The sequence below is a fragment of the Clostridium cadaveris genome, assembly GCF_020911725.1.
Lineage (GTDB): Bacteria > Bacillota > Clostridia > Clostridiales > Clostridiaceae > Clostridium_X > Clostridium_X cadaveris.
In genome coordinates this window covers 3,381,230-3,404,429 of sequence record NZ_CP076620.1, presented here as the reverse complement: position 1 = coordinate 3,404,429, position 23,200 = coordinate 3,381,230, and the positions used below count along the sequence as shown (strand labels likewise).

The 23,200-nt window shown below is 32.2% G+C and carries 21 protein-coding genes and 1 pseudogene; 13 read left to right on the top strand and 9 right to left on the bottom strand.

Annotated elements, in window-relative coordinates; translation table 11 throughout:
• The first annotated feature begins 17 nt into the window (after positions 1–17).
• Together KQH81_RS16445 and KQH81_RS16440 are read left to right on the top strand one after the other, a co-directional pair.
• The gene (locus KQH81_RS16445; protein ID WP_027638442.1) at positions 18–1,361 is read left to right on the top strand and encodes a peptidoglycan-binding domain-containing protein; all 1,344 of its coding nucleotides are present in this window, start codon (positions 18–20) and stop codon (positions 1,359–1,361) included.
• Between the two features lie 124 nt (positions 1,362–1,485).
• Entirely contained in the window at positions 1,486–3,273 is a 1,788-nt protein-coding gene (locus KQH81_RS16440) for a heme NO-binding domain-containing protein (RefSeq protein ID WP_027638443.1), read from the top strand.
• 51 nt (positions 3,274–3,324) lie between these two features.
• Here KQH81_RS16440 and KQH81_RS16435 read toward each other — a convergent pair whose 3' ends face one another.
• A complete protein-coding gene (locus tag KQH81_RS16435; protein WP_230028505.1) occupies positions 3,325–4,386 on the bottom strand; it encodes a YkvI family membrane protein in 1,062 nt (353 codons plus the stop codon).
• A 124-nt stretch (positions 4,387–4,510) separates the two neighbouring features.
• On the opposite strand from KQH81_RS16435, the gene KQH81_RS16430 reads away from it, so the two are divergent.
• The 4 genes from KQH81_RS16430 (at position 4,511) to KQH81_RS16415 (ending at position 8,540) form a co-directional block, all read left to right on the top strand.
• Entirely contained in the window at positions 4,511–5,605 is a 1,095-nt protein-coding gene (locus tag KQH81_RS16430; protein ID WP_027638445.1) for a hypothetical protein, read from the top strand.
• A 55-nt stretch (positions 5,606–5,660) separates the two neighbouring features.
• Positions 5,661–6,593 (top strand): TIGR01212 family radical SAM protein, encoded by a 933-nt coding sequence (locus tag KQH81_RS16425; protein ID WP_027638446.1) that lies wholly within the window; start codon positions 5,661–5,663, stop codon positions 6,591–6,593.
• 265 nt (positions 6,594–6,858) lie between these two features.
• Positions 6,859–7,800 (top strand): PucR family transcriptional regulator, encoded by a 942-nt coding sequence (locus KQH81_RS16420; RefSeq protein WP_027638447.1) that lies wholly within the window; start codon positions 6,859–6,861, stop codon positions 7,798–7,800.
• A 29-nt stretch (positions 7,801–7,829) separates the two neighbouring features.
• On the top strand, positions 7,830–8,540 hold the full coding sequence (locus tag KQH81_RS16415) for a 2-phosphosulfolactate phosphatase family protein (RefSeq protein WP_027638448.1): 711 nt from the start codon (positions 7,830–7,832) through the stop codon (positions 8,538–8,540).
• A 266-nt stretch (positions 8,541–8,806) separates the two neighbouring features.
• On the opposite strand, the gene KQH81_RS16410 is transcribed toward KQH81_RS16415, so the two are convergent.
• The 5 genes and pseudogenes from KQH81_RS16410 to KQH81_RS16390 all read right to left on the bottom strand — a co-directional run bounded on the left by KQH81_RS16410 (position 8,807) and on the right by KQH81_RS16390 (position 12,537).
• The gene (locus KQH81_RS16410) at positions 8,807–10,033 is read right to left on the bottom strand and encodes an IS256 family transposase (protein WP_230028504.1); all 1,227 of its coding nucleotides are present in this window, start codon (positions 10,031–10,033) and stop codon (positions 8,807–8,809) included.
• Positions 10,034–10,166: 133 nt separating this feature from the next.
• Positions 10,167–10,253, bottom strand: a pseudogene (arsM, locus tag KQH81_RS16405) (arsenite methyltransferase); the annotation flags it as partial.
• Between the two features lie 21 nt (positions 10,254–10,274).
• Positions 10,275–10,847, bottom strand: coding sequence for a class I SAM-dependent methyltransferase (locus KQH81_RS16400; protein WP_027638449.1), 573 nt, complete (start codon positions 10,845–10,847; stop codon positions 10,275–10,277).
• A gap of 102 nt (positions 10,848–10,949) precedes the next feature.
• The gene (locus KQH81_RS16395; RefSeq protein WP_027638450.1) at positions 10,950–11,252 is read right to left on the bottom strand and encodes a hypothetical protein; all 303 of its coding nucleotides are present in this window, start codon (positions 11,250–11,252) and stop codon (positions 10,950–10,952) included.
• Positions 11,253–11,361: 109 nt separating this feature from the next.
• The gene (locus KQH81_RS16390; RefSeq protein WP_027638451.1) at positions 11,362–12,537 is read right to left on the bottom strand and encodes a class I SAM-dependent rRNA methyltransferase; all 1,176 of its coding nucleotides are present in this window, start codon (positions 12,535–12,537) and stop codon (positions 11,362–11,364) included.
• 152 nt (positions 12,538–12,689) lie between these two features.
• Here KQH81_RS16390 and KQH81_RS16385 point away from each other — a divergent pair, with 152 nt between their 5' ends.
• The 3 genes from KQH81_RS16385 to KQH81_RS16375 all read left to right on the top strand — a co-directional run bounded on the left by KQH81_RS16385 (position 12,690) and on the right by KQH81_RS16375 (position 16,000).
• Positions 12,690–14,600 carry an ABC-F family ATP-binding cassette domain-containing protein gene (locus KQH81_RS16385; protein WP_230028503.1) on the top strand — a complete coding sequence of 637 codons (1,911 nt, stop codon included), beginning with the start codon at positions 12,690–12,692 and terminating at the stop codon, positions 14,598–14,600.
• A 264-nt stretch (positions 14,601–14,864) separates the two neighbouring features.
• On the top strand, positions 14,865–15,434 hold the full coding sequence (locus tag KQH81_RS16380; RefSeq protein WP_027638453.1) for a hypothetical protein: 570 nt from the start codon (positions 14,865–14,867) through the stop codon (positions 15,432–15,434).
• 113 nt (positions 15,435–15,547) lie between these two features.
• Complete coding sequence (locus KQH81_RS16375) at positions 15,548–16,000, top strand: GNAT family N-acetyltransferase (protein ID WP_035770595.1); 453 nt, start codon at positions 15,548–15,550, stop codon at positions 15,998–16,000.
• 52 nt (positions 16,001–16,052) lie between these two features.
• Here the strand turns inward: KQH81_RS16375 and KQH81_RS16370 are convergent, their stop codons facing one another.
• A complete protein-coding gene (locus KQH81_RS16370) occupies positions 16,053–17,414 on the bottom strand; it encodes a YjiH family protein (protein ID WP_027638455.1) in 1,362 nt (453 codons plus the stop codon).
• A 247-nt stretch (positions 17,415–17,661) separates the two neighbouring features.
• Between KQH81_RS16370 and KQH81_RS16365 the strand changes: the two genes are divergently transcribed.
• Genes KQH81_RS16365 through KQH81_RS16355 form a run of 3 tightly spaced genes read left to right on the top strand, consistent with a single transcriptional unit; the run spans position 17,662 to position 20,571 of the window.
• The gene (locus KQH81_RS16365) at positions 17,662–18,927 is read left to right on the top strand and encodes a dihydroorotase (RefSeq protein ID WP_027638456.1); all 1,266 of its coding nucleotides are present in this window, start codon (positions 17,662–17,664) and stop codon (positions 18,925–18,927) included.
• Between the two features lie 32 nt (positions 18,928–18,959).
• Complete coding sequence (locus tag KQH81_RS16360) at positions 18,960–19,676, top strand: dihydroorotate dehydrogenase electron transfer subunit (protein ID WP_407647354.1); 717 nt, start codon at positions 18,960–18,962, stop codon at positions 19,674–19,676.
• The gene (locus tag KQH81_RS16355; protein WP_027638458.1) at positions 19,666–20,571 is read left to right on the top strand and encodes a dihydroorotate dehydrogenase; all 906 of its coding nucleotides are present in this window, start codon (positions 19,666–19,668) and stop codon (positions 20,569–20,571) included. Before KQH81_RS16360 ends, KQH81_RS16355 begins: the two co-directional genes overlap by 11 nt.
• A gap of 150 nt (positions 20,572–20,721) precedes the next feature.
• Here KQH81_RS16355 and KQH81_RS16350 read toward each other — a convergent pair whose 3' ends face one another.
• Positions 20,722–20,934 (bottom strand): (2Fe-2S)-binding protein, encoded by a 213-nt coding sequence (locus tag KQH81_RS16350; protein ID WP_027638459.1) that lies wholly within the window; start codon positions 20,932–20,934, stop codon positions 20,722–20,724.
• Positions 20,935–21,028: 94 nt separating this feature from the next.
• Complete coding sequence (gene dusA, locus KQH81_RS16345) at positions 21,029–22,066, bottom strand: tRNA dihydrouridine(20/20a) synthase DusA (RefSeq protein WP_027638460.1); 1,038 nt, start codon at positions 22,064–22,066, stop codon at positions 21,029–21,031.
• Positions 22,067–22,223: 157 nt separating this feature from the next.
• On the opposite strand from dusA, the gene KQH81_RS16340 reads away from it, so the two are divergent.
• Positions 22,224–23,177: a glycoside hydrolase family 25 protein gene (locus KQH81_RS16340; protein ID WP_027638461.1), complete on the top strand. Its 954-nt coding sequence runs from the start codon at positions 22,224–22,226 to the stop codon at positions 23,175–23,177.
• Positions 23,178–23,200 lie beyond the last annotated feature (23 nt).

Here is a 23,200-nt window from a genome sequence, read left to right as displayed (position 1 = left end):
TTAAAAGGAGATTATTTATGGCAACTGGATATTTAAAGGTTCAGGTTTTTGAAAATGACAGCTATATACCTATTGATAAAGCTAAAGTCACAATAACACCTGTTGGTGCAGAACAAAGAGCATCAGATACTATTCAGACAAATTCATCTGGTGTCACAGATGTGGTAGAGTTAGAAGCGCCACCAATAGAATTTTCACAAAGACCATCAGATAAAGTTCCATATAGTTTTTCAGATGTTATGGTAGAAGCAGAAGGGTATGCCCCTCAATTGATAAAAGGGGTACAGATATATCCTGAGATTACAGCATTACAGCAAATATATTTAAGAGGAGATAAGGGCTTAACAAGGCAAAATGAAACTATAATCATAATACAGCCTAACGTTTTAGTAGGAAATTATCCAGCTAAAATCCCAGAGGAACCAATAAAACCTATGCCAAAATCTACAGGGCAAGTAGTTTTACCTAATGTTGTAGTTCCAGAATTTATAATTGTACATGATGGAGGTCCAAATTCATCAGGGCCTAATTATACAGTGCCATTTCCAGAATATATAAAAAATGTAGCTAGTAGTGAAATATATTCTACATGGTCTGAAAATACTATAAGAGCTAATGTATATGCAATAGTTTCATTTACATTAAATAGAATATATACAGAATGGTATCCAAGCAGAGGAAAGACTTTTGACATTACAAATTCAACTGCATATGATCATGCTTTTAGTTATGGAAGAAATATATACGAGAATATAAGTAGAATAGTAGATGAGCTATTTGCGACTTATGTAAAAAGAAGTGGAGTTAGACAACCCCTATTAACACAATATTGCGATGGGGTACAAGTACAGTGTCCAGGATGGATGACTCAATGGGGAAGCAAGTATTTAGGGGATCAAGGAAAGACACCTTACGATATCCTAACTACTTATTATGGAGATGACATAAACTTAGTTACTGCAGAAGAAGTTGAAGGCATACCACGATCTTATCCAGGATATACACTAGAAATAGGATCAAGAGGCCAACCAGTTATTACAGTTCAGACTTATTTAAATAGAATTGCCCAAAATTATCCTTTAATACCTAAGGTAAGAGTAGATGGAATATATGGACCTAATACAAAAGAATCAGTAAAAGTATTCCAAGGGATATTTGGATTACCACAGACAGGTAATGTAGACTATTCAACTTGGTATAAATTATCGCAAATATATGTAGGAGTTACAAAAATAGCAGAACTTAGAGGCGGAATAGAGGAAATATCTCCAGTTCAGGAGAAAGATTTTTATCCACCATTAGGATTAGGATACCATTCCTTAGGAGAAGTGCCTAAAATAAAATATTGGGATGACTTGTAAAAAGTCACAAAGTGAGGACTTCCTAATTGATTGGAAGTCCAATCTATTTTTAATATATATTAACAATACCTTATGAGTAATGTATAATTGCTTTATTGTGTATTGTGAGAGGGTGAAATTAATAGTGACTAAAGGTAAAGATTTTTTTAATTGGATAGGTATAGGCCGTAACCTCTATGGAGATGAAGTGATAAATGAATCTATAAAAGCGTACAAATATGAAGATATTATAATTCAAATAGAAAACCAGAATAAAAAAATCATGTGTGATATAGTACATAATATTTCGGATCTTACAGATAAAAGTGAAGATGAAATCTGGAAGGAGTTTGGGAAAGAATTTCTTGATAATCTTCAGGAACGATATCCGGGATACTTCACATGCGACAACATATATATGTTTTTAAAATCTCTAAATGATATTTTAAAATATATATGGAAGAAAATGAAATACATATATATAGGAGAACTTGATATTGTTGAAATAAGTAAGAAGCAAGCAAGGGTAACCTTTACCTCTAATATAGGATATGTAGATTTATTTTATGGTATATTGGAAGGCTGCGAGGGTTATTTTAATGAGAGATTATATATTAAAGAAATAGAGAAAACATATGAAGTATTGATTTTAGATATTGAGTTTCCATATGACATATATAATGAATATAGATATGCAATAAACAGTACATTATATTTTGGTTGTATAAATCTTATAGAAGGAAAGATATCTTTAATAGTTTTTTTTCTAAGCTTATTAATCAACGGATGTCTATCAAACTTTAAAGTTGCAGCGATATCATCAATTTTAATTTCGATTTTGACTTTTACAATCTTAAATATTCTACTAAGACCAAAAAGATTTTTAAAAAAAGAGATTTGTAAATTGAATGAGAAAAAATATTATGATAATGTATCTATAAAAACTCATGACCAATTTGAGGAGCTTAATAATATATTAAGGGAATTTAAGCTTAAAGAAAGGAATAGCATTATTGAGTATAAAGGAATAAGTGATGATATGCATCGATTTATAAATAATATGAACAGTGGTTATGAATCAATTAAAAATACTGCCAATGGGATTTCAAATATAATAACCTTAATAGCTAAAAGAGTAGATGAAAATGTAATAAGAACAGAAGTTGCAACAAAAACGCTAAATAAAAATGTAGCTGTGCTTAAGTCTATGATAGATTTAGAGAATATAAATAAAAGTGAGATGGAAAAGTATGTAGAAAAAAGCTTTAAAAGTTATGAAAGCATAGAGTGCTTTAATAAAAATATGGAGAGTGCCCTTAAAAAATTTAGGGAAGTAAATAATAAGGGAGTAGAGATTAAAGATAGAATAAAAAATATAACACAAATTGCAAATATGGTAGATAATATTGCAGAGCAGGTAAATTTACTATCTCTTAATGCATCGATAAAAGCAGCTAGGTCGGGAGAAGATGGGAAAGATTTTATAGTTATATTGGATTCCTTAAGGAGGTTAGCGGAACAGAGTCGTATAGCAGCAAGAGATATAAACAGTAATTTATATAAATTTACAAGTGATGTAAGCATGCTTATAGTAAGCGTAAATCAGCAATATAAATTTTGGGAAGATGAAGTTAAAAGACTTTATGAAATTAAAAATATGAATTATGAAAGTACACTTTGTATGCAGAATATCTCAGAAACTATAATAAGAAATATAAATGATTTAGACAGAGAATACAAACACATAGAGAAGATAGGAGGCATAGTAAATGAAATGGCATTTGTAGCAAAGATCAATTATGTATCTGCAAAAGAAGTTAAAAATAGTATTAATGTCTATAATGAGAGAATAGAAGATTTGAAAAATTTTATAGAAGGTTTCAAGGAAACCAGCAAGGTATTTAGTGAGTGTACAGATGCTTACAAGATATAGAGAAATAGAAGCGTGTTGCAAAATGTTTAATAATTATGCAACACGCTATTTTTATGACTTAGACTTCTTATTTAAACGTATATAAAAAAGTATAAGCTGCGATAGGAAGATGAGACTTAAAGCTCCAAAGAAAGGGTATAGTATAGATATCAAACGTCCAAATCCTATTTGAGATATAGGAATGGTCACTAAGAATACCAAAAATATACCTTTCTTAAATGGAATTTTAAATCTCTCGTCTAAAGTTTTACTTATGCTGTAGATATCAGAAACTTGAGTTGAAAACATCTCACACCATATTACCATTAAAAGCATTATTTGAAGAGGTTTACCAAATCTGTTTGCTATATAGAGAAGAGGTATCGCATAATCATAGATGTAAGGTTTATTAAGCATAAGCATTATGTTTAAGAAAATACACAATATTGTTAATATGCTTGCTCCAATTACAACTCCAGTAGTCAAAACTTTTGTGTTTTTTATTTCTCTGCTTAATGGGACAAGAACTCCTGTACAACTTAGAAGATTAAAACCTGTATAAAGTAGAGTTGATGTAAACCAATTATCTTTTTCACAAGATATAGCAGCAAGGTGAGATATAGTTATTATATCTTTGTAGAAAAAAATATAAAGAGAAAATATAGTAATTATTATAGTGATTAAGCAAGGAACTATAAAGGTATTTATTTTGACTAATCCTTGAGTATCTTTTAGCAGAGTTGAAAGAGTGAAAATACCCATTAAAATCATACCTACCCATTTAGGAACTCCTAAAAATTGATTTAAAAGAGCACCACTGGCTGCCAAAATTATAGAAGCACTGCTTAAAAGAAACAATGAAGTTATAAGTCCTGTAAGCTTTCCTAGAAAATTAGGGCTTACAAAAGTCATAAATTCATTGTAGGATTGAAGATTGTACTTTACGCTTATTTTACACACTAGAGAACCTATAAGTATGTAAAGCACCCCACACAAAAGAATCCCAAAGAAACTTGGAAACCCATAGGCAGCAAAAAAGTTTGTTATTTCTTTTCCTGATGCTAGTCCAGCACCTACTATAGTACCTACAAATACAGCTGCTAATTGAAAGATTAAACCTATCATATTTTTCATTTAATGTATCCTCCTTTCTTAGTGATGTGAAGAAGAAATTTTTCCATAAAAATTATTTTATCTATATAAATATATAAATGAGGAATAATAAAAATGATTAAATATAGAAAAGGAGTGAAGTTTTATGGGGAAAAAGTTTTATAAATCTTTTTTGATTGCTATTTTAGGAATTTTTTTAGTTACAATGTTTTCATCATGTTTATCTAAAAATAAAGAGACTAAGGAAAATAATATAGATGTATTCAATAATAAAGAAGTCATAAACTTTATAGACTCTTACATGGAGCATTTATTTAAAGAAGAATATGATGAGGCAAAAGCTATGCATCTAGATTTAGAGGAAAATTTTGAAAAACCTGATAATACTTTAAGAATGATGGGATGGAAAACGGAAGAGATAAGCAATGCTGTTAATGGTGCTATGGTAAAAATAATGGTATGTAAAAATTCTAAGGAAAATGTGGTGTCAATATTAGAACAGCATGATATAAATGTCCAAAAAACTGATGACGGATATAAGATAAAGGATGTAAAAATATCTAAGGAAGAAGAAAGCTTTAAGGAAGGTGAAAATCTTAGAATAAGACAGAAAAATAATGTTAAGACTAATTTGCTTATAGATAAGGCAGGACTTCCACAATATGCTTATCCTAAAGATGATAAAGAAAAAATCAAGGAAACTCAAGTTTCTCCTGAAACTCAATTTGCTTTAAGCTCATTTAATTATTCTGGAGGGAAGATAGCAGTTTCTAGTGAAGATAAGGACGCTTTTATTTCCATAGTTAAACTTGAGGATGATTTAAAGGTACAAGGAAAAGTAGAGGATATGGAGAAAAAGGGTAAAGGAAATGGAGGAGATAGCTTTAATAACAATGTAAGGGAGATTCCTATAGGAAAAGAGATACTTCCACTTGACATTATAAAAGATGCAAAAGTAGAACTTTTGATTTTTTCTAAAGATGAAAAATTTTTAATGATTCAATATAAAGATGATAGTGGAGCCACAAAAATTAGATGTTATAATTCTGATTCTGGAGACATAATAGTGGAGAATTTATCATCAGAATTTCCGTCTGAAAAATATGATATATTCTTCGAAAGATTTGATGAAAGTAATTTATATTTAAGTGCAAGAGAAAAGGAATACAATGATGTGGAAAATAAAGTTGCACCTGTATCGGTAAAGATTAATTTAAAAGACTTTAAGATTGAAAAATAATAATGTATACTTATAATTGAAAAATTAAATTTATTTAAATAGTGAGGATAGCAGCATGAAAAAAATATGGGGAGACAAAAGATACCATAGTTTAAATTATTTCTTGAGAGAGAAATTTGGCGAAAAGGTATTTAAAATTTCACTTGATGCTGGATTTTCATGCCCTAATAGAGATGGGACTATAAGTCGAGGAGGATGCATCTTTTGTAGTGAAAGAGGATCTGGAGACTTTGCTGGAAACAGGAATTTTTCTATCACACATCAATTTAATGATATAAAAGACATGATGATGAAAAAGTGGAAAAGTGGAAAATATATAGCGTACTTTCAGGCGTATACTAATACATATGCACCTATTGATGTACTTAGAGAAAAATATTCAGAAGCTATTGAACAGGAAGGGGTTGTAGCTTTAGCAATAGCTACTAGACCAGATTGTTTAAGCAAAGAAGTTTTAGACCTTTTAGAGGAATTTAACCAAAAGGTATATGTATGGGTAGAGCTTGGACTTCAAACTTCAAAAGAATCTACTGCAAAACTTATAAATCGAGGATATGAATTACCAGTATTTGAAAAGGCAGTTAAAGATTTAAGAGAGAGAGGCATAGATGTAGTCGTACACACTATATTTGGCCTGCCACAAGAGAAAAGAGATGATATGATAGAAACTATCAGATATTTATCATCTAAAGATATACAAGGAATAAAGATACACCTTCTACATCTAATGAAAGATACATTAATGGTACGACTGTATGAAAACGGTCAAATGAATTTTATGAGCCAAGAAGATTACATAGAGCTTATAAGCAAAGCTATTTCATTATTACCGCCAGAGGTAGTAGTGCATAGAATCACAGGAGATGCACCAAGAGATTTGCTTATAGAGCCACAGTGGAGTCTTAAGAAATGGGAAGTTTTAAATGCTATAGATAAATATTTGGAAGATAATGATATTTATCAAGGCAAAGAATATATTAAGGAATAGTATTACAATGATTTAAAGCTTAGATTTTAAAATCTAAGCACAAAGATAGCAAGGACAAGCTTTACTGAATTTATCTAATGGCTGGTTATTATGATACTTCACATCTTTTTATGTGGGGGATAACAATTGACATGCTTCTAGATAATGATTTCTAATTTTCAGATGGAGTTAAAATTCCATCTGAAGCGAAGAATTCAGTTACAATAGTTGAAAAGAGATTTGATTTGAGGGAATAACATAAGAATAATTGTTGGAGGGTAGCTAGATGTACTATTTTAAAAACTTTTTAGAAGAGCTTGCTGACAATACTAAGATTGATTTTAATCTTTGGAATGAAGGGAAAGCATTAGTATTCTGTAGATTGAAATCAAGTAGTGTTGAAAAAAGCTTGACAGAAGTGTCATTAGGCAATAATAGGGGGATATTAGAAGTTGAAAAGTCTATGGAGGCATGTTTACCAATTATAAAATGCTATATAGAAGATAAATATAAAGACATATTTTACTTAAGGGAGCAGTTCTTTGGAGATGTACTTCAAGGAAATAAGGTTCCGTTAGATAAGTTCAGAAAAAATCTGCCAATGGTAGAAACGGGATGTACATTATTTATCATATCTATAGAAGGAAGCAAGTATGAGACATTAACTGCATTAAAAAATGCCTATGAGGGAAGCAATATAATTTCGATGATATATGAAGAAGAAATTATAATTATAGGAGTTTTTGAAAATAGAGAGCGTGAAGGCAAAAAAATAGTTAGCTTTTTGAGCGATAAGCTTAATTGTAGATGTTATGTAAGCTATGGGGAAGTTGCTTACAGTATAGAAGATATAAAAATAGCATATGAAGAAGGAAAAGAAGCTATGGATCTTGGCAAAAGAATCGGTGGTAAAGACAATGTATATAATTATTCTGATATGTTTTTTGAAAGAGCAATTTGCAATATAAGCAATAAAGTTAAGGCACAATTTTATAATGAATTTAAAGATAAATTCAATAATTTTGACGATGAAATGTTAAATACAATTGAGGAATTTATAAGCTGTGACCTTAATATAAGTGAAGCAGCAAAGAATCTTTATATTCATAGAAATACTCTAATATATAGATTAGATAAAATAGCTAAAGATACTGGCTATGATATAAGAAATTTTAGACAAGCAGCTACATTCACAATTGCTTTTCTAATTTGGAAAGAATTAAAATAATAGTGGCATCAAGGGAGATGAAGTACGAAATGAAGGTTGATGTAGTAATATCAGCAGATCATATCAAAAAGGGAGAATTACAAGGCAAGGTTGCAGTCGTTATAGACATGCTTAGAGCAACATCCGTAATGGTTACAGCCCTAGATAATGGTGCGAAGAAAGTAGTACCATTCCTAACAGTAGAAGAAGCTTTTGATTATTCAAAACAACATGATGGGGAAGTAATACTAGGAGGAGAAAGAAAGGCATTAAAAATAGAAGGATTTGACTTTTCAAATTCTCCACTAGAGTATAAGAGAGAATTTGTTGAAGGCAAAACTCTCGCTATAACTACCAGTAATGGAACTAGAGCTATAAAAGGCTGCGATGGTGCAAGCCACATATTTATTGCTGCTATGCTTAATGCAAAGGCTATATGCAAAAAATTGAAGAGTCTAAATGAAGATGTGGTTATAGTAAATTCAGGAACTATGGGCCAATTTTCTATGGATGATTTTATATGTGCAGGTTATTTAATAGATACTTTAATAAATGATAATCCTAAAATAGAACTTTCAGATATAGCTATTACAGCAAAATATATATATGAAAACAATAAAGACATAGATTCTTTCATAAAGAATGCGCGTCACTACAACATCTTAAAATCCTTAGGACTTGATGGAGATTTACATTATTGTATGAAAAAAGATATCATAGATAATACTCCTGAATATATTGATGGAGAGATAACTATATAGTTAATAGTTATTTAGTGAAGAATGAAGAGTTGGAAATAATTAATACAAAGTATAATATTATAAAGTCAAATAAAATCCAGTAACTTAGTTGCGAGAATGTGCATCGATTTGTGTAAATTAGATATTAAATCTTTTATATAACTGGAAATTTTCATTTCCAGTTATATTTTTAAGCTTTTCAACTAATACTAAAAATAAGAATTCTTTATATTTCTATCTTGCACTAAAATTTGTGAAATATACTTAATTTTTATAAATAATACAAGCTATACTGCTAATGCTTCGTTAATTCTGTCTTTAAACATTATCTCAAATTTTAAAAGTGTTACACCCCAGTTTGGCAGTGGTGAAGTCCACTTCCTCATTATCTGATCAGTGGCCAAATACAATGATTTATGTAGTGAATCATCAGTAGGAAATACTGTGCGTGTTTTAGTGAACTTTCTTATTTGCCTGTTAAAACCTTCTAGTGTATTGGTTGTATAAATCATTTTTCTAATTTCTTTAGTGTAGGAGAAGTATGTAGATAACTTATCCCAGTTTTCATACCAGGAGTCTACAACTGAGCCATACTTATCATCCCATTTGCTCTTCAGTTCATCCAAGTTAGATAATGCAAGCTCTTCTGTATCAGCCTTATAAACTAGTTTCAAATCATTCATGAACTCTTTTCTATGCTTGTATGACACATACTTTATAGAATTTCTAATCTGATGAATTATGCAGTTTTGAATACAAACATTAGGAAATACTGCTCTTATTGCATCTGGAAGTCCTCTAAGGCCATCCATGCAGGCTATCAATATATCCTTAACTCCTCGATTGCTCAAATCATTGCAGACGCTTAACCAGAACTTTGCACCTTCTGCTTCGCCTATCCATATGCCTAATATATCTTTATAGCCTTCCATATCAATGCCCATACAAATATAGGCGGCCTTAGACACAATTCTGTGTTCATCTCTAACTTTAAAGTGTACTGCATCCATGTATACTATTGGATATACTGGGTCTAACATTCTGTTTTGCCACTCAGCTGCTCCAACCATAATTTTGTCTGTTATCTTTGATATCATTGATGGTGAAACCTCTATTCCATATAAGTCTTCAAGTTCTGATTCTATATCTCTTGTTGACATTCCACGAGCATATAAGCTTATAATTTTGTTATCTAACTCATTGCAGTCAGTTGTATATTTTCTTATTGATCTTGGTTCGAATTCTGCTTTCCTGTCCCTTGGAATATCCATAGGTAGTTCCCCGTAGCTGCTTTTCACTAGCTTTTTAGAATGACCATTTCTGTAATTCTTATCTTCGTCTTCATCTGTTCGCTCATACTTCTCACGTCCTAAATGTTCATCCATTTCTGCCTCTAATAACTGCTGCATGACATCCTTTAGAAGTCTTTGCATCAATCCATTCTTGCCAACTACATCTTCCATAGTCTTACACTTTTTAACTTCTTCATGATAATCAATATCTGGTACTTTCATTTGGAATCCTCCTCAATCTTTTTAATGTATATTATTCCAAATCTACCATCAAAACATACAAAAAAGGAATGTAGTAGATTTGATTTACACAAATCTATCTACATTCCCTTAGTTGCTGGATTTTTGTTTGCTTTTATGATTTTGTTGCTTTTATTGATGCAGATATGATGTATTCTCCTACTTTTAAATTAAGAGCCCATTTTTCTACATATTCTTTTGAAAACTATTTTATTTAACCATTTTAATTCATTATTTTTTTAAAAATATAGGTAACAAAAAATCCCCTGTCATCTTGATTTTCTACATACTTAATTAGCTCAAAAGACTTCAATATATCTTCGAAATCCGTTGGCTGTATTAAATCATCTTTTCTAATTTTGGAATCAACTTTATGTTTATGTCCAAAACCACAAACAAATAAAATACCTTCATCAGTTAAATGGTCTTTAATATTTTTAAGCTGTTCTCTGTTTAATCTATAGTGGTTAATTAGAATGTTATCAAAAATTCCAATATTATTTAAAGAGTCAGGCATACTTAAATCAAGCTGCACTGTATTTACTAGATAACTATTTCTTTCAGCAAACATTTTTAGTCTTTCAAGAGCCTTATTGCTAAAATCTACCCCTGTAACAGTAAAACCTTTTTTAAGTAAAAACAAAGTATTTCTTCCATCACCACAAGCTATATCTAGAACAGATCCTTTTTTCAAACAGTCCTCATTTTCCACTAATGATTTTTCAGGACTTAATGGAGTATCACTTCTTGTATCAAATTTTTCATCCCAATATTTTTTATTACCCATGTATTTCATTAAAAGCCCCCTTTAATATTTTGATATTACATACAAATTATAACATAGAAAACTTAGAATCAATTAGATGAAATAGGTGCAAGATTATAAGTTTTGATTACTTCATCTATTAAAGAAAGATAAGCTACCATATTTTTTTTTATCTTGTTCGTTAAAATCAGAAGTTCTAGATTTATCTTTAAGATACAGTTGTTCCAGATATATAGTATGGGCTTGTGACCACATAGAATGATATTTTTTCATTTTATCTATTCTTGATATATTAAAGATGCCGTTTAAGTTTTCGCTATCTTTAATGATTTTCTCCATTTTATTACGGTTAATTTGATCAAGAATATCTTCGGACTTTATAACTTCTATGTTGGGATATGAGTCAACCATTTTTTTATAATTAAAGAATAACATAAAGACAAAGTTGTGTGAAATATTAACCTAAACTTTGTGCTATATCAACTATTCACTCTTCACTACGTAACTCTTAACTAAAAAAAGATGCCTAAAAGCATCTTTTTTTCTAAACTACCTGGAATATATAAAATTTTAGATAATAAGATTCATCTGAATTCCAAAGTATTGGATGGTCTGCACTTTGGGTTCTGAATTCAACCTGTCTTATAGATCTTCTAGCATCCATAGCAGCTTCCATGATAGTAGCTTTTAATAAATATTCTCTCATGAAGTGTGAGCAGGAGCATGTTACAAAATAACCGTAAGGCTTTACCATCTTAAGCCCTCTTAAATTAATTTCTTTATATCCTCTTTTAGCACCATTTACAGTGTTTCTAGACTTGGTGAAAGCTGGAGGGTCAAGTATAACTACATCGAACTGTCTTCCTTCCTTAGCCCACTGTGGAAGTACGTCAAAAGCATTGTGACATTCAAATTTTACAGTGTCTTGAAGATTATTAAGCTCTGCATTTCTTGTAGCACAATCTACAGCATGCTGAGATACGTCAACTCCAAGTACTGACTTTGCACCTGCTATACCAGCATTTAATGCAAAAGAACCTGTGTGAGTGAAGCAGTCTAAAACTGTAGCATCCTTGCATATTCTATGGATTGCAGCCCTGTTTTCCTTTTGGTCTAAGAAGAAACCAGTCTTTTGTCCGTTCTCTAAATCAACTAAATATTTAACTCCATTTTCTTCTATTTCAATGTCAGTTGGGAATGGATTAGTGAGGAAACCTTTTTTCTGAGAAAGACCTTCAAGCTCTCTAGAAGCTATGTCACTTCTTTCGTAAACGCCCTTTCCTCCGAAATCATTCATAAGGATATCTACGATTATATCTCTGTATTTATCCATTCCTAGAGAAGATATTTGAATAACGTAGTAGTCCTCGTATTTATCTATAGTAAGTCCAGGAAGAAAGTCAGCTTCTCCAAATACAAAACGGCAGCTTGAAGTATCTATAACTTTTTTTCTATAATTCCAAGCAGCTTCCATACGTCTTTTAAAGAAGTCTCTGTCTATTTCCTCATTTATATCCCTAGTCATCATTCTTATAGTTATCTTTGAAGCATCATTTATGTAACCTTTGCCTATGAAGTTTCCTTTAAAATTATAAACTTCAACTATATCTCCATTGGTGTATTCTCCATCGTACTCGTTAATCTCATCTGTATATATCCATGGGCATCCATTTTCAGCTTTACGACCTTTACCCTTATGCAAGTAGAATTTTGATGACAATAAGCTCATCTCCTTTGTGAATTTAATATATTAGATTATATCATAATTTCTCCTGGTATCATAAAAATATCGGCAAAGTTATTTTATCTTTGTATAAAGTGAAATCTTATCCTATAATTAATAAAGATACCTACTTTACGAGGAGGATTTTTATGAACTTAATAACATTGGAGAACATAAGCAAAAATTATAGTGAAAAGAAACTTTTAGATAATATATCTTTAGGAATAAATGAGGGAGACAAGATTGGTGTAATTGGAATCAATGGCACAGGTAAATCAACTTTCCTTAAAATTATCGCAGGCGTTGAGCATGAAGACAGTGGTAGCATAATAAAGGGCAATAAAGTTAGAATAGAGTACCTTCCTCAAAATCCAGATTACGATTTTGAAGCTACAGTTTTAGAACAGGTATTCAAAGGTAATTCAAAAGAGATGAAGCTTTTAAGAGAATATGAGGACGTTTTAGAACGTGTTAATGAAGGCGAAGATTTATCAGATAGATTAATTAGTATTCAAAGTAAAATAGACACTATGGCTCTTTGGGATCTAGAGAGCGAAGCAAAAACAATACTTACTAAGCTTGGAATAAGTGATTTTAAAGCTAAGATTGGAGACTTGTCTGGAGGACAGAGGAAGAGAATATCACTTGCTAGTGCACTTATCACTCCTAGTGAACTTCTAGTATTAGATGAACCTACAAACCATATGGATAGCGAAACTATAACATGGCTAGAAGGTTACCTTAATAGTAGAAAAGGTGCATTTATAATGATAACCCATGATAGATATTTCTTAGATAGAGTTACAAATAGAATTCTTGAAATATATGATGGCTCACTTTACAGCTATGAGGGAAATTACAGTTTGTTTGTTGAGAAGAAGGCAGAGAGAGAAGCTGAGGAGATTGCAACTCAAAAGAAAAAGGAAAGCCTTTTTAGGAAAGAGCTTGCATGGATTAAGAGAGGAGCTAAAGCTAGAAGCACAAAGCAGAAGGCTAGAATAGACAGATTTGAAGATCTTAAGGATAGCATGGGATATAAGTCTCAGGAAAATGTGGAGCTTTCGGTACAAGGGTCAAGACTTGGAAACAAGGTAATAGAGATGGAGAATGTAGAGAAATCTTTCGAAGGAAAGAAATACATAGATGATTTCAGCTATATACTTTTGAGAGATGATAGAATAGGAATTGTAGGACCTAATGGTATAGGAAAATCAACGCTTATGAACATAATAAGCGGAGAGATTAAGGCAGACAGTGGTACTATTGATGTTGGTGATACAGTAAAGATAGGTTATTTCTCGCAAGAAACTTATCACATGGATGAAGACATGAGGGTTATAGATTATGTAAAAGAAATTGCTGAGTATCTTCCTCTAGCAAATGGAGATAGGATAACAGCATCTCAGATGCTTGAAAAGTTTCTATTTACAGGTTCCATGCAGTATACCTATATAGGAAAACTTTCAGGAGGAGAGAGAAGAAGACTTTATTTATTAAGAGTGCTTATGGGTGCTCCCAATGTACTTCTTTTAGATGAACCTACAAATGACCTAGACATAGCAACACTTACAATACTCGAAGATTTTTTAGATGATTTTAATGGACCTGTGATAACAGTGTCTCACGATAGATATTTCTTAGACAGAGTATGTAATAAGATATTTGCATATGAAGGTAATGGATTTATAGAGAGGTATAACGGAAACTATGGGGATTACTTATTAATAGTTGAGGAAAAAAATTTATCTACAGTTGTGGATAAAACTCCTAAAAAAGAAAGGCCTCAGCAAAAGAATGAAGAGAAAAAGCAAAAGCAGCTTAAATTTTCTTATAAAGAGCAAAAAGAGTTTGATGAGATTGATGAGGTCATAGAGTCTTTAGAAAACAAGATTCAAGAACTAGATGAGTCTATAGACAGATATAGTTCAGATTTTAGCAAACTTCAAGAACTGTTAGCGGAAAAAGAGGCGACGGAAGCAAAGCTGGAAGAAAAGTATGATAGATGGACTTATCTAAATGAACTGAATGAAGAAATTCAGAGAAATAAGAGCATGAAATAAAGACATATAGTTTGCTATTTAAAGATAAATAAAGATGTTAAATCAAATTATTTATATAATTTAAGAGATGAAAGCACTATTCGTAGATGGACGGTGCTTTTTCTTTTTACCATCAACTTTTATATAAATTCCAAGAAATTCAAGATATTACTTTAGAATTATACCATATTTAGGTACAATATATATATATGAGAAATAAATGATAGTTTATTGGTAAATAAGAATTTGTAGTGCAAATTATGAATATTTTGTGGGGGGATAAAAATGCCGACTTTAAAAAAGATAAGAGACACAATGAAGAAGCAGAAAATCAATGACGAGATTATGGAACAAATGGACTTTGAAGCTGACTGCAATAATCCGCATAACATTATTTCTCTAATTGACAAAATGGATAAATTACTGACAAAGGAACAATGCCTTTCAATTATGGAAGAACAAGGTTGTTGCAAGGGAGGTCAGCGTGACAAGGACTGTAAGGCGTTTGCCTTGGAATACACGGACAAACCTTTTTCTGAAAAACTTGCATTGATGTCAAGTATTCAACATATGATGTCGCCTTGTCTGAATGATGATGGTACATTTACTATTACATTTGGAGGCTATCAAAACGGTGTTCACACTGGCAAAAACACTTGTTCTTGTATTTCGATTAAAAAATTGAAACAGCCTTTTTCTGTTTCACCTACATACTGCGGTTGTTGTGCTGGGCACTTTTTATATCACTATCAAAACGCTTTGGGAGTAAAGTTAAAATTGAAAGAAATCAATTCATCACCACTTAATACAAACGGTGAAAAGCCTTGCAAATTTACCTTTGAAGTTCTTGATTAACTCGGCATTACTAAGCATAATGTGAAGCTTTCAAATTCCAATTTATATAGTAGTTAAAAAGTTATTTGTAGTTTCAAACAGTCTGCAGCTTATAGCTTTAAGGGGGAATTAGCATGAGTGATATAAAATTAATTAATATTACATCAGATAATTGGGAGAAGATATGCTGTCTTTATCCAGGAAAAGAAGGTGCAGAGTATGTTGCATCAAATTCATTCTCTATTGCACAGTCAGTTTTTGAAAAGGGATGGAATATAAGGGGCATTGTAAAAAGTGATTTACTCATTGGATTTACTATGTATGGATTTAGTCAGGAACTACAGGAATATGAATTATGTCGTTTTATGATTGACCATAAATATCAAGGAAATGGATATGGAAAGCAGTCGCTTAAGATTATTATAGATGAGATGTTTAATCAATATAGATGCAAGGAAATATATCTGAGCACGTCTCCAGATAATAAGAAAGGGAAACATATCTATAGGGATGCTGGCTTTGTATTTACCGGGAAGACCTGTGGCGAGGAAGACGATTTTGAAGAAATATTCTGCCTGAAACATTAATATAGATATATTAAAAAAGATGCTACTCCTTTAGAAGATAGCATCTTTTTTATTAGAATATTATATTCGCAAATAAAACTATAATTGGTAAAGTTACTAAAGTTCTCTCAACAAATATTATAAGCAAATTCTTTAACGATACTGGTATCTTAGAGCCTAGAAGGACTCCTCCAACCTCTGACATGTATATTAGCTGAGTGACAGATGTACACGCTATTATGAACTTAGTCATTTCACTTGTTATTGTTGCAGAAGCTAAAACTGAAGGAAGAAGCATATCTGCAAAACCAACTATTAAAGTTTGAGAGGCAGCTACAGCTTCAGGAACTTGTAATAACTTTAATACAGGAATAAATGGTGTTCCTAAGAACTGAAATATTGGAGTGTATTCAGCTATTATAAGAGCTAATGTAGCCATTCCCATAACTACAGGAAGTACTCCAAGCCACATGTCTAAAACATTCTTTAAACCATCTCTACAGAAACTTTGTACATCAGAATTTTTATCCGCTCTTTCTAATGCGTTTTCAAATGCCCAAGAAAATGATGAATGACCCTCTGGAATTACCTCTTGATTTTGATTCTTTTGATTATTGTAGTAGTTATCAGGAATTTTTGATAGTGGAGGTATACGAGGGATTATTATAGCTGCAACGATTCCTGCAAATGACACTGTAAGGTAAAAAGGTATAAATAAATGACTTAATCCAACTTGAGATATTACAACTAAACTGAAAGTTATAGAGACAGCAGAAAAAGTTGTACTAACTATAGCAGCTTCTCTCTCAGAGTAAAAACCATCTTCGTATTGTTTGCTAGTAAGCATTACCCCTAGTGTACCATCTCCAAGCCAAGATGTTATACAGTCTATTGATGAACGTCCTGGAAGGGTGAATATAGGTCTCATAACTTTAGTTAATAAGATTCCACAGAATTCTAATAAACCAAAGTTAAGAAGAAGAGGTAGTAATAATCCAGCAAAGAAAAAGATTGAAAATAGCAGTGTAATTAATTCATCTAAAACAAATCTTCCAGTGGAATCTGACCATATGAATTCTGGACCAACACCTAAAAGTGAAGATATACAGAATACTGTTCCAAGAATTCTCACCATAAGCCAAATGTTATTTACATTGAATATAGAGTTTAAAAATTCATTTTCAACTATGAATTTTGGCTTCATAGCTTTGGTTATGATACTTCCAATAGTAGATATACATATGAGCCCAGTAACTATGTAAACTAAACTTTCGCCCAAAGCATTAGTTAATAAGTTAGATAATATAGCAACGACTATAGTGATATCCCCTTCAGCATTTTTAACTGGAATCATAAATAGCAAGACTCCAATTATAGATGGTATGAGAAATTTTAGAGTTTTATTTAAAGATCTATTAGATAATTTCGCTTCCACGTTTACTCTCCTTTATTTATAAAAATTAATATTTATACAATAATGATTATTTTAATGCATAAAATGAATAAAATCAATAGAAATTTATAGAAAAATGCATATAATTATGCATAATTATAAGAATAGGTTTGAAATTATGCATCAAAGATAAAAGTATTAACCTAAAAATAGGGGTGGCAAAGAGCTTAAAAAAATATTAAACTTAAAAGAGTACCTAAACTAAAAAAGGTATATAAGGAGGAAAAGTATGATATTAATTAAGAACGGTAGGGTTGTTGACCCATATACCAAACGGAACGAGATTCTAGATATCATAGTTGAAGATGAAAAGATAAAGTCCTTAGGGAAATTCTCAGAAGATGATAACTATGATGAAATTATAGATGCTGGTGGGATGATAGCAGCACCTGGACTTATAGACGTTCACGTGCATTTTAGAACACCGGGATTTTCTCATAAGGAAGACTTTGCGACAGGAGCTGCATCTGCAGCAAGAGGCGGATTTACCACCGTAGTATGTATGGCGAATACTAGACCAGTCATTGACTCAGAGGACATATATAAAGAAGTCCAAAAACAGATTGAAAAACTTCCTATAAATGTAGTGCAAGCTGCTGCTATAACTAAGGGATTAAAGGGAAAAGAAATCGTTGATATGAAAGCTCTGAAAGGGGAAGGGGTATTAGGATTTACTGATGACGGACTTCCACTTATGGATGAGAAGGTTCTGTTTGAAGCTATGAAGATGGCAAAGGAACTTAATGTGCCTTTAAGCTTCCATGAAGAAAATCCAGCTTTCATAAATTCTCCAGGAGTAAACCAAGGGAAGATTTCAGAACAGCTTGGATTAGGAGGAGCATCATCTCTTGCAGAAGAAGCTATGGTAGCTAGGGACTGTATGATAGCATTAAACACTGGAGCTAAAGTAAATATTCAGCACATAAGCTCAGGAGCTACAGTGGACATAATAAGAATGTCTAAAGCTCAAGGTGCCGATGTATGGGCAGAAGTTACACCACACCATTTTTCTCTAAATGAAGAGGCAGTTCTAAAGTATGGCACTAATGCAAAGATGAATCCACCTCTTAGAGCAGAAGAGGATAGGATGAAGCTTATAGAGGGACTCAAGGATAACACTATAGAATTAATTGCAACTGACCATGCACCTCATACAGAGGAAGAGAAAAATGTAAGTTTTGGAAAAGCACCAAGTGGTATCATTGGACTTGAGACGTCACTGGCTCTAGGAGTAACCAATCTGGTTAAGGCTAGACATCTAACAATGATGGAGCTTATAGAAAAGATGACTTTAAATCCAGCGAAACTTTACAACATGCCTTATGGAACCTTAAAAGAAGGAGCTAGAGCAGATATAGTTCTTTTCAATGAGGATGAGTTGTGGACTGTAGAGGACTTCAGCTCAAAATCTAAAAATTCTCCATTCATAGGACATGAACTTTACGGGAAAGTAAAGTATACAATATGTAGAGGTAAAGTGGTTTATAGGGACTAGATAGCTAGAATTTTTAAGATACTTAGGAGGTAATAACTGTGGCAAAGGTAATTTATAATAATAAACTTTCAAAAGATATGTACTTAATGAAATTAGAGGGGATCTCTAAGGGAGAAATGGGACAATTTGCAATGCTTAGAGCTTGGGATACATATCCTGTATTATCAAGACCTATAAGCATATATGATATAGATGAAGAAGGAATATCATTCTTATACAAGGTTGTTGGACAGGGAACAGAAATATTCTCAACACTACATGAAGGTGACGATGTAGATGTGCAAGGACCTTACGGAAATGGATTTCCAAAGGTAGAAGGAAAGATAGCATTAGTAGGAGGGGGAGTAGGTGTTGCTCCACTATATTTAACTGCTAAGAAACTAAAGGAATACAATAAAGACAGCATAGTTGACATATACCTAGGATTCAGCGACGAAGCTATACTTATAGATGAGTACGAGAAGGTTTCAGATAAGGTAGTTACAAATGTGGGAGGATTCATAACAGATGATATAGATCCAAATGAGTATGACTACATTCTAACATGTGGACCAGAAATAATGATGAAGATTTTGTGTAAGAAAGCTGCTTCATCAAAGGCAAAGGTTTATGTGTCTATGGAAAACAGAATGGCTTGTGGAGTAGGAGCTTGCCTTGTTTGTACTTGTAAGACTCATACAGGAAATAAAAAGGCATGTAAAGATGGTCCTGTATTCTTAGCTGAGGAGGTATTTGAAAATGAGCAATAGATTAAAGGTAGATTTTGCAGGAGTAGAATTCAAAAATCCAGTGATATTAGCATCAGGAACCTGTGGATTTGGTAGAGAGTATAATGAAATTTTTGATATAGAAAAGTTAGGTGGAATATCCTCAAAAGGATTAACCTTAAACCCTAAGCCAGGAAATGATGGCATAAGAATTTGGGAAACACCTAGTGGAATAATGAACAGTGTAGGATTGGAAAATCCAGGGGTTGAAGGCTTCATAGAAAAGGATCTAGATTGGGTAAACAGCTTAGACCTTGTAAATGTAGTAAACCTAGGTGGAAACACTATAGAAGATTATCTTAAGGGTGTGGAGCTTTTAAATGACCAAAAGCTTGATATACTTGAACTTAACATATCATGCCCTAATGTAAAGCATGGCGGAATGGCATTTGGAACTAATACAGCCTTAGCTAGAGAAGTTGTTAGAGAGATAAGAAAAGTTTGCAAACATAAGCTTGTTATCAAACTTTCTCCTAATGCAGAAAACATAGTAGATATAGCTAAAGCCTGTGAAGAAGAGGGAGCAGATGGAATCTCTTTAGTAAATACATTTTTAGCACTAGCTATAGATATAAACAAGAGAAAACCAGTATTCAACAACGGTTATGCAGGATTGTCAGGTCCAGCTATAAAACCTATAGCACTTAGAATGGTAAACCAAGTTAGCAAAGCAGTATCTATCCCAGTTATGGGAATGGGGGGAATAACTACTTGGCAGGATGCTATAGAGTTCATAATGGCAGGAGCAACTACAATTCAAATTGGAACAGCTTCTTTCATGAGACCAAACATATCATTAGATATAATAGATGGTATGGAAAAGTATATGGAAGAAAATAATATTGAGAGTCTTGATGAAATAAGAGGGATTATTTAAGAAGAGTTAAGAGTGACGTAGTGAAGAGTGAAGAGTTGGACTGATCTGAGGTCAGGGGAAATATAATAAATAGAGAGAGGCAGTGATTGGGTTTTTGCGAATCACTGCCTCTTGTTTTTTATATACTTTTCAAAACATAAAATTGTAATACTATTTGCTAGCTTCTATAAGCTCAACGATTTTGTTTTTGCATCTTGCTCCGCAGCATCCACCTTTAGCTGCACCAGTTGCTTCTTTTACTTTTTCTAAAGTGTCAGCACCTTCTGCTATAGCATTTTTTATAGTTTGGCGTGATATAGCTTTGCATAAACACACCTTAGTAACTTTATCTAATATTTCTTCGTTTAATCCATTGTTCTCCATAGTTATCTCCTTAATCAATATCTATTATTAATTAGTAATAATTATATTTAATCATAAAACTAAAATTAAATCAATGGTAAAATAAAGGTAAATGCTATTTTTCATATAGGCTTTCTTCAGGTAGTTCCTTTAAAGCTAGGTGAACTCTTTTAGAAGGAAGCATATCTTTAAAGGGTGGACTCATAAGCTGTTTCCAACGTCTGCTTCCTGCTGCACCATGAAATAGTTCTAATGCATGTTTTAAGATAGAATAAGAAGATAAACCTTTGGATTCTAAATTTTCCATATAAGGAAGGATGCCATTTAAAATATCGGCTCTTGATACATTATTTTCTTCTTTATCTTCAAAAAAATTATCAATTTTTCTAAGCATGAATGGATTTTCATAGGAGGCTCTTCCTATCATGACACCATCAACATGGTTTAGGTGATGAGTTATTTCTTCAGGAGTTTTTATACCACCATTGATCTCTATATTTAAATGAGGAAAGTCTTCTTTAAGTCTATACACCACATCATAATCTAGAGGAGGGACCTCTCTATTTTCTTTTGGACTTAAGCCTTTTAGAATAGCTGAACGGGCATGAATAGTGAATCTGTCAACTTTTGCACCTTCTATAGTAGTTACAAAATTAACTAAATCATCATAACTATTTAGAACTTCTTTATTGCAAGTTCCTGGAACTAAAATACCACCACCGTCTATGCCGATTCTATGTTTTATGGTTATTGGTTTTGAGGTAGCTTCTCTCATAGCTAGAAGCATTTCTTTTACAAGCTCAGGATAAGCCATAAGGTATGCCCCCATGGCATTTCCAGAAACTCTATCAGAGGGACAACCTACATTTAGATTTATTTCGCTATAATTCCAAGGTTCAGCATTTTTTACAGCTTTATATATATCCTCTGGTTTACATCCTGCAATTTGAAGTGCTACTGGACCTTCTTTAGGGCTAAAGCTTAAAAGTTTCTCTAAATCACCATATATTAAAGCTTGGGCTGTTATCATTTCCGTATATAATAAAGATTTTTTTGTTATTTGCCTTAAAAAAAACCTAAAGTGCTTATCGGTTCTATCTACCATAGGAGCGATACTGACCTTAGGAGTTTTTATGTTTGATATGTATCTCATAGTTACCTCCTTAAAGGGTTTAGAATTATATTTTTTAATATATCATATCAAAGTAGAGTAAAGAAAGGGGAGGAAAATATAATTGCACAAAAACTGTAACATATTGGTAAGGAGTAGTATAAAATGAAATATGGTAGAAATTAAATTGGAGGACTGTATGCAAGATAAAAATCCAAATAGCCTTTTTGGAGCAGATATAAATGAGTATAGCCAAAATGTAAACTTTCCAATACTAGCAACATCTGTAGATTTTTTGTATTTGAGAGCATCAGGGTCAGCAAGCGGAAGATTTAGGATAGATAAAAAATTTATAGACTTTGCAAAACAATCTAGGGAATATGGAATTCCTGTAGGTGCATATCATTATGCTGTTCCTTCAGCAAATCTTACAACTGCTGATTCTCAATGCGATGATTTTATAGCTACGTTGCAAAAAGGATTTGGCGATGGAGATTATGGAGACTTATTTCCAGTTGTAGATGTAGAAGCACCAGTAGATAGATCCATAACAACTGCACAGCTTTTGAACTGGGTTGATAGATTTAGGAAGAGATTTGAGAAACGTACAAGAAGAAGACTTATGCTATACACAGGAGCATTTTTCATAGATATTTATGATAATTTCCTTTATCCAGGAAAGGGATATATATTATCTGACATGCCATTATGGATAGCTATGTACACAAGTATAAAAGGAAACCCTCCTTATCCTATGAATCAAGGTGGATGGACAAGGTGGAGAATATGGCAGTTTAGCGAATCAGGAAAGGTTAATGGTGTTTCATCTCCAGTAGATTTGAACTGGGGGCCAAATGATCTTTCACTTTTGATGCCTCCGCAAAAAGTAAGCAATTTAAATGCAACTAAAATTGGAAATGTTATAACTGCTACATGGACAAAATCTAAAGAAAAAGATATATCAGGATATAATCTTTATTTGAATAATGCATATGCAGGAACTGCTTCAAAGGATGCTACTACTTTTAAAATAGATGCAAGCAAATTCAAGATACCAGCTGGAACACCTCTTATAGTATCCATAGAACCTTTTGATTTAGATAATGATTTTGCAACTAAGAGAACTGAAACTCGTGTAAAAGAAGCAAGATGATATAAAAATAAGGTGCTGCAAAT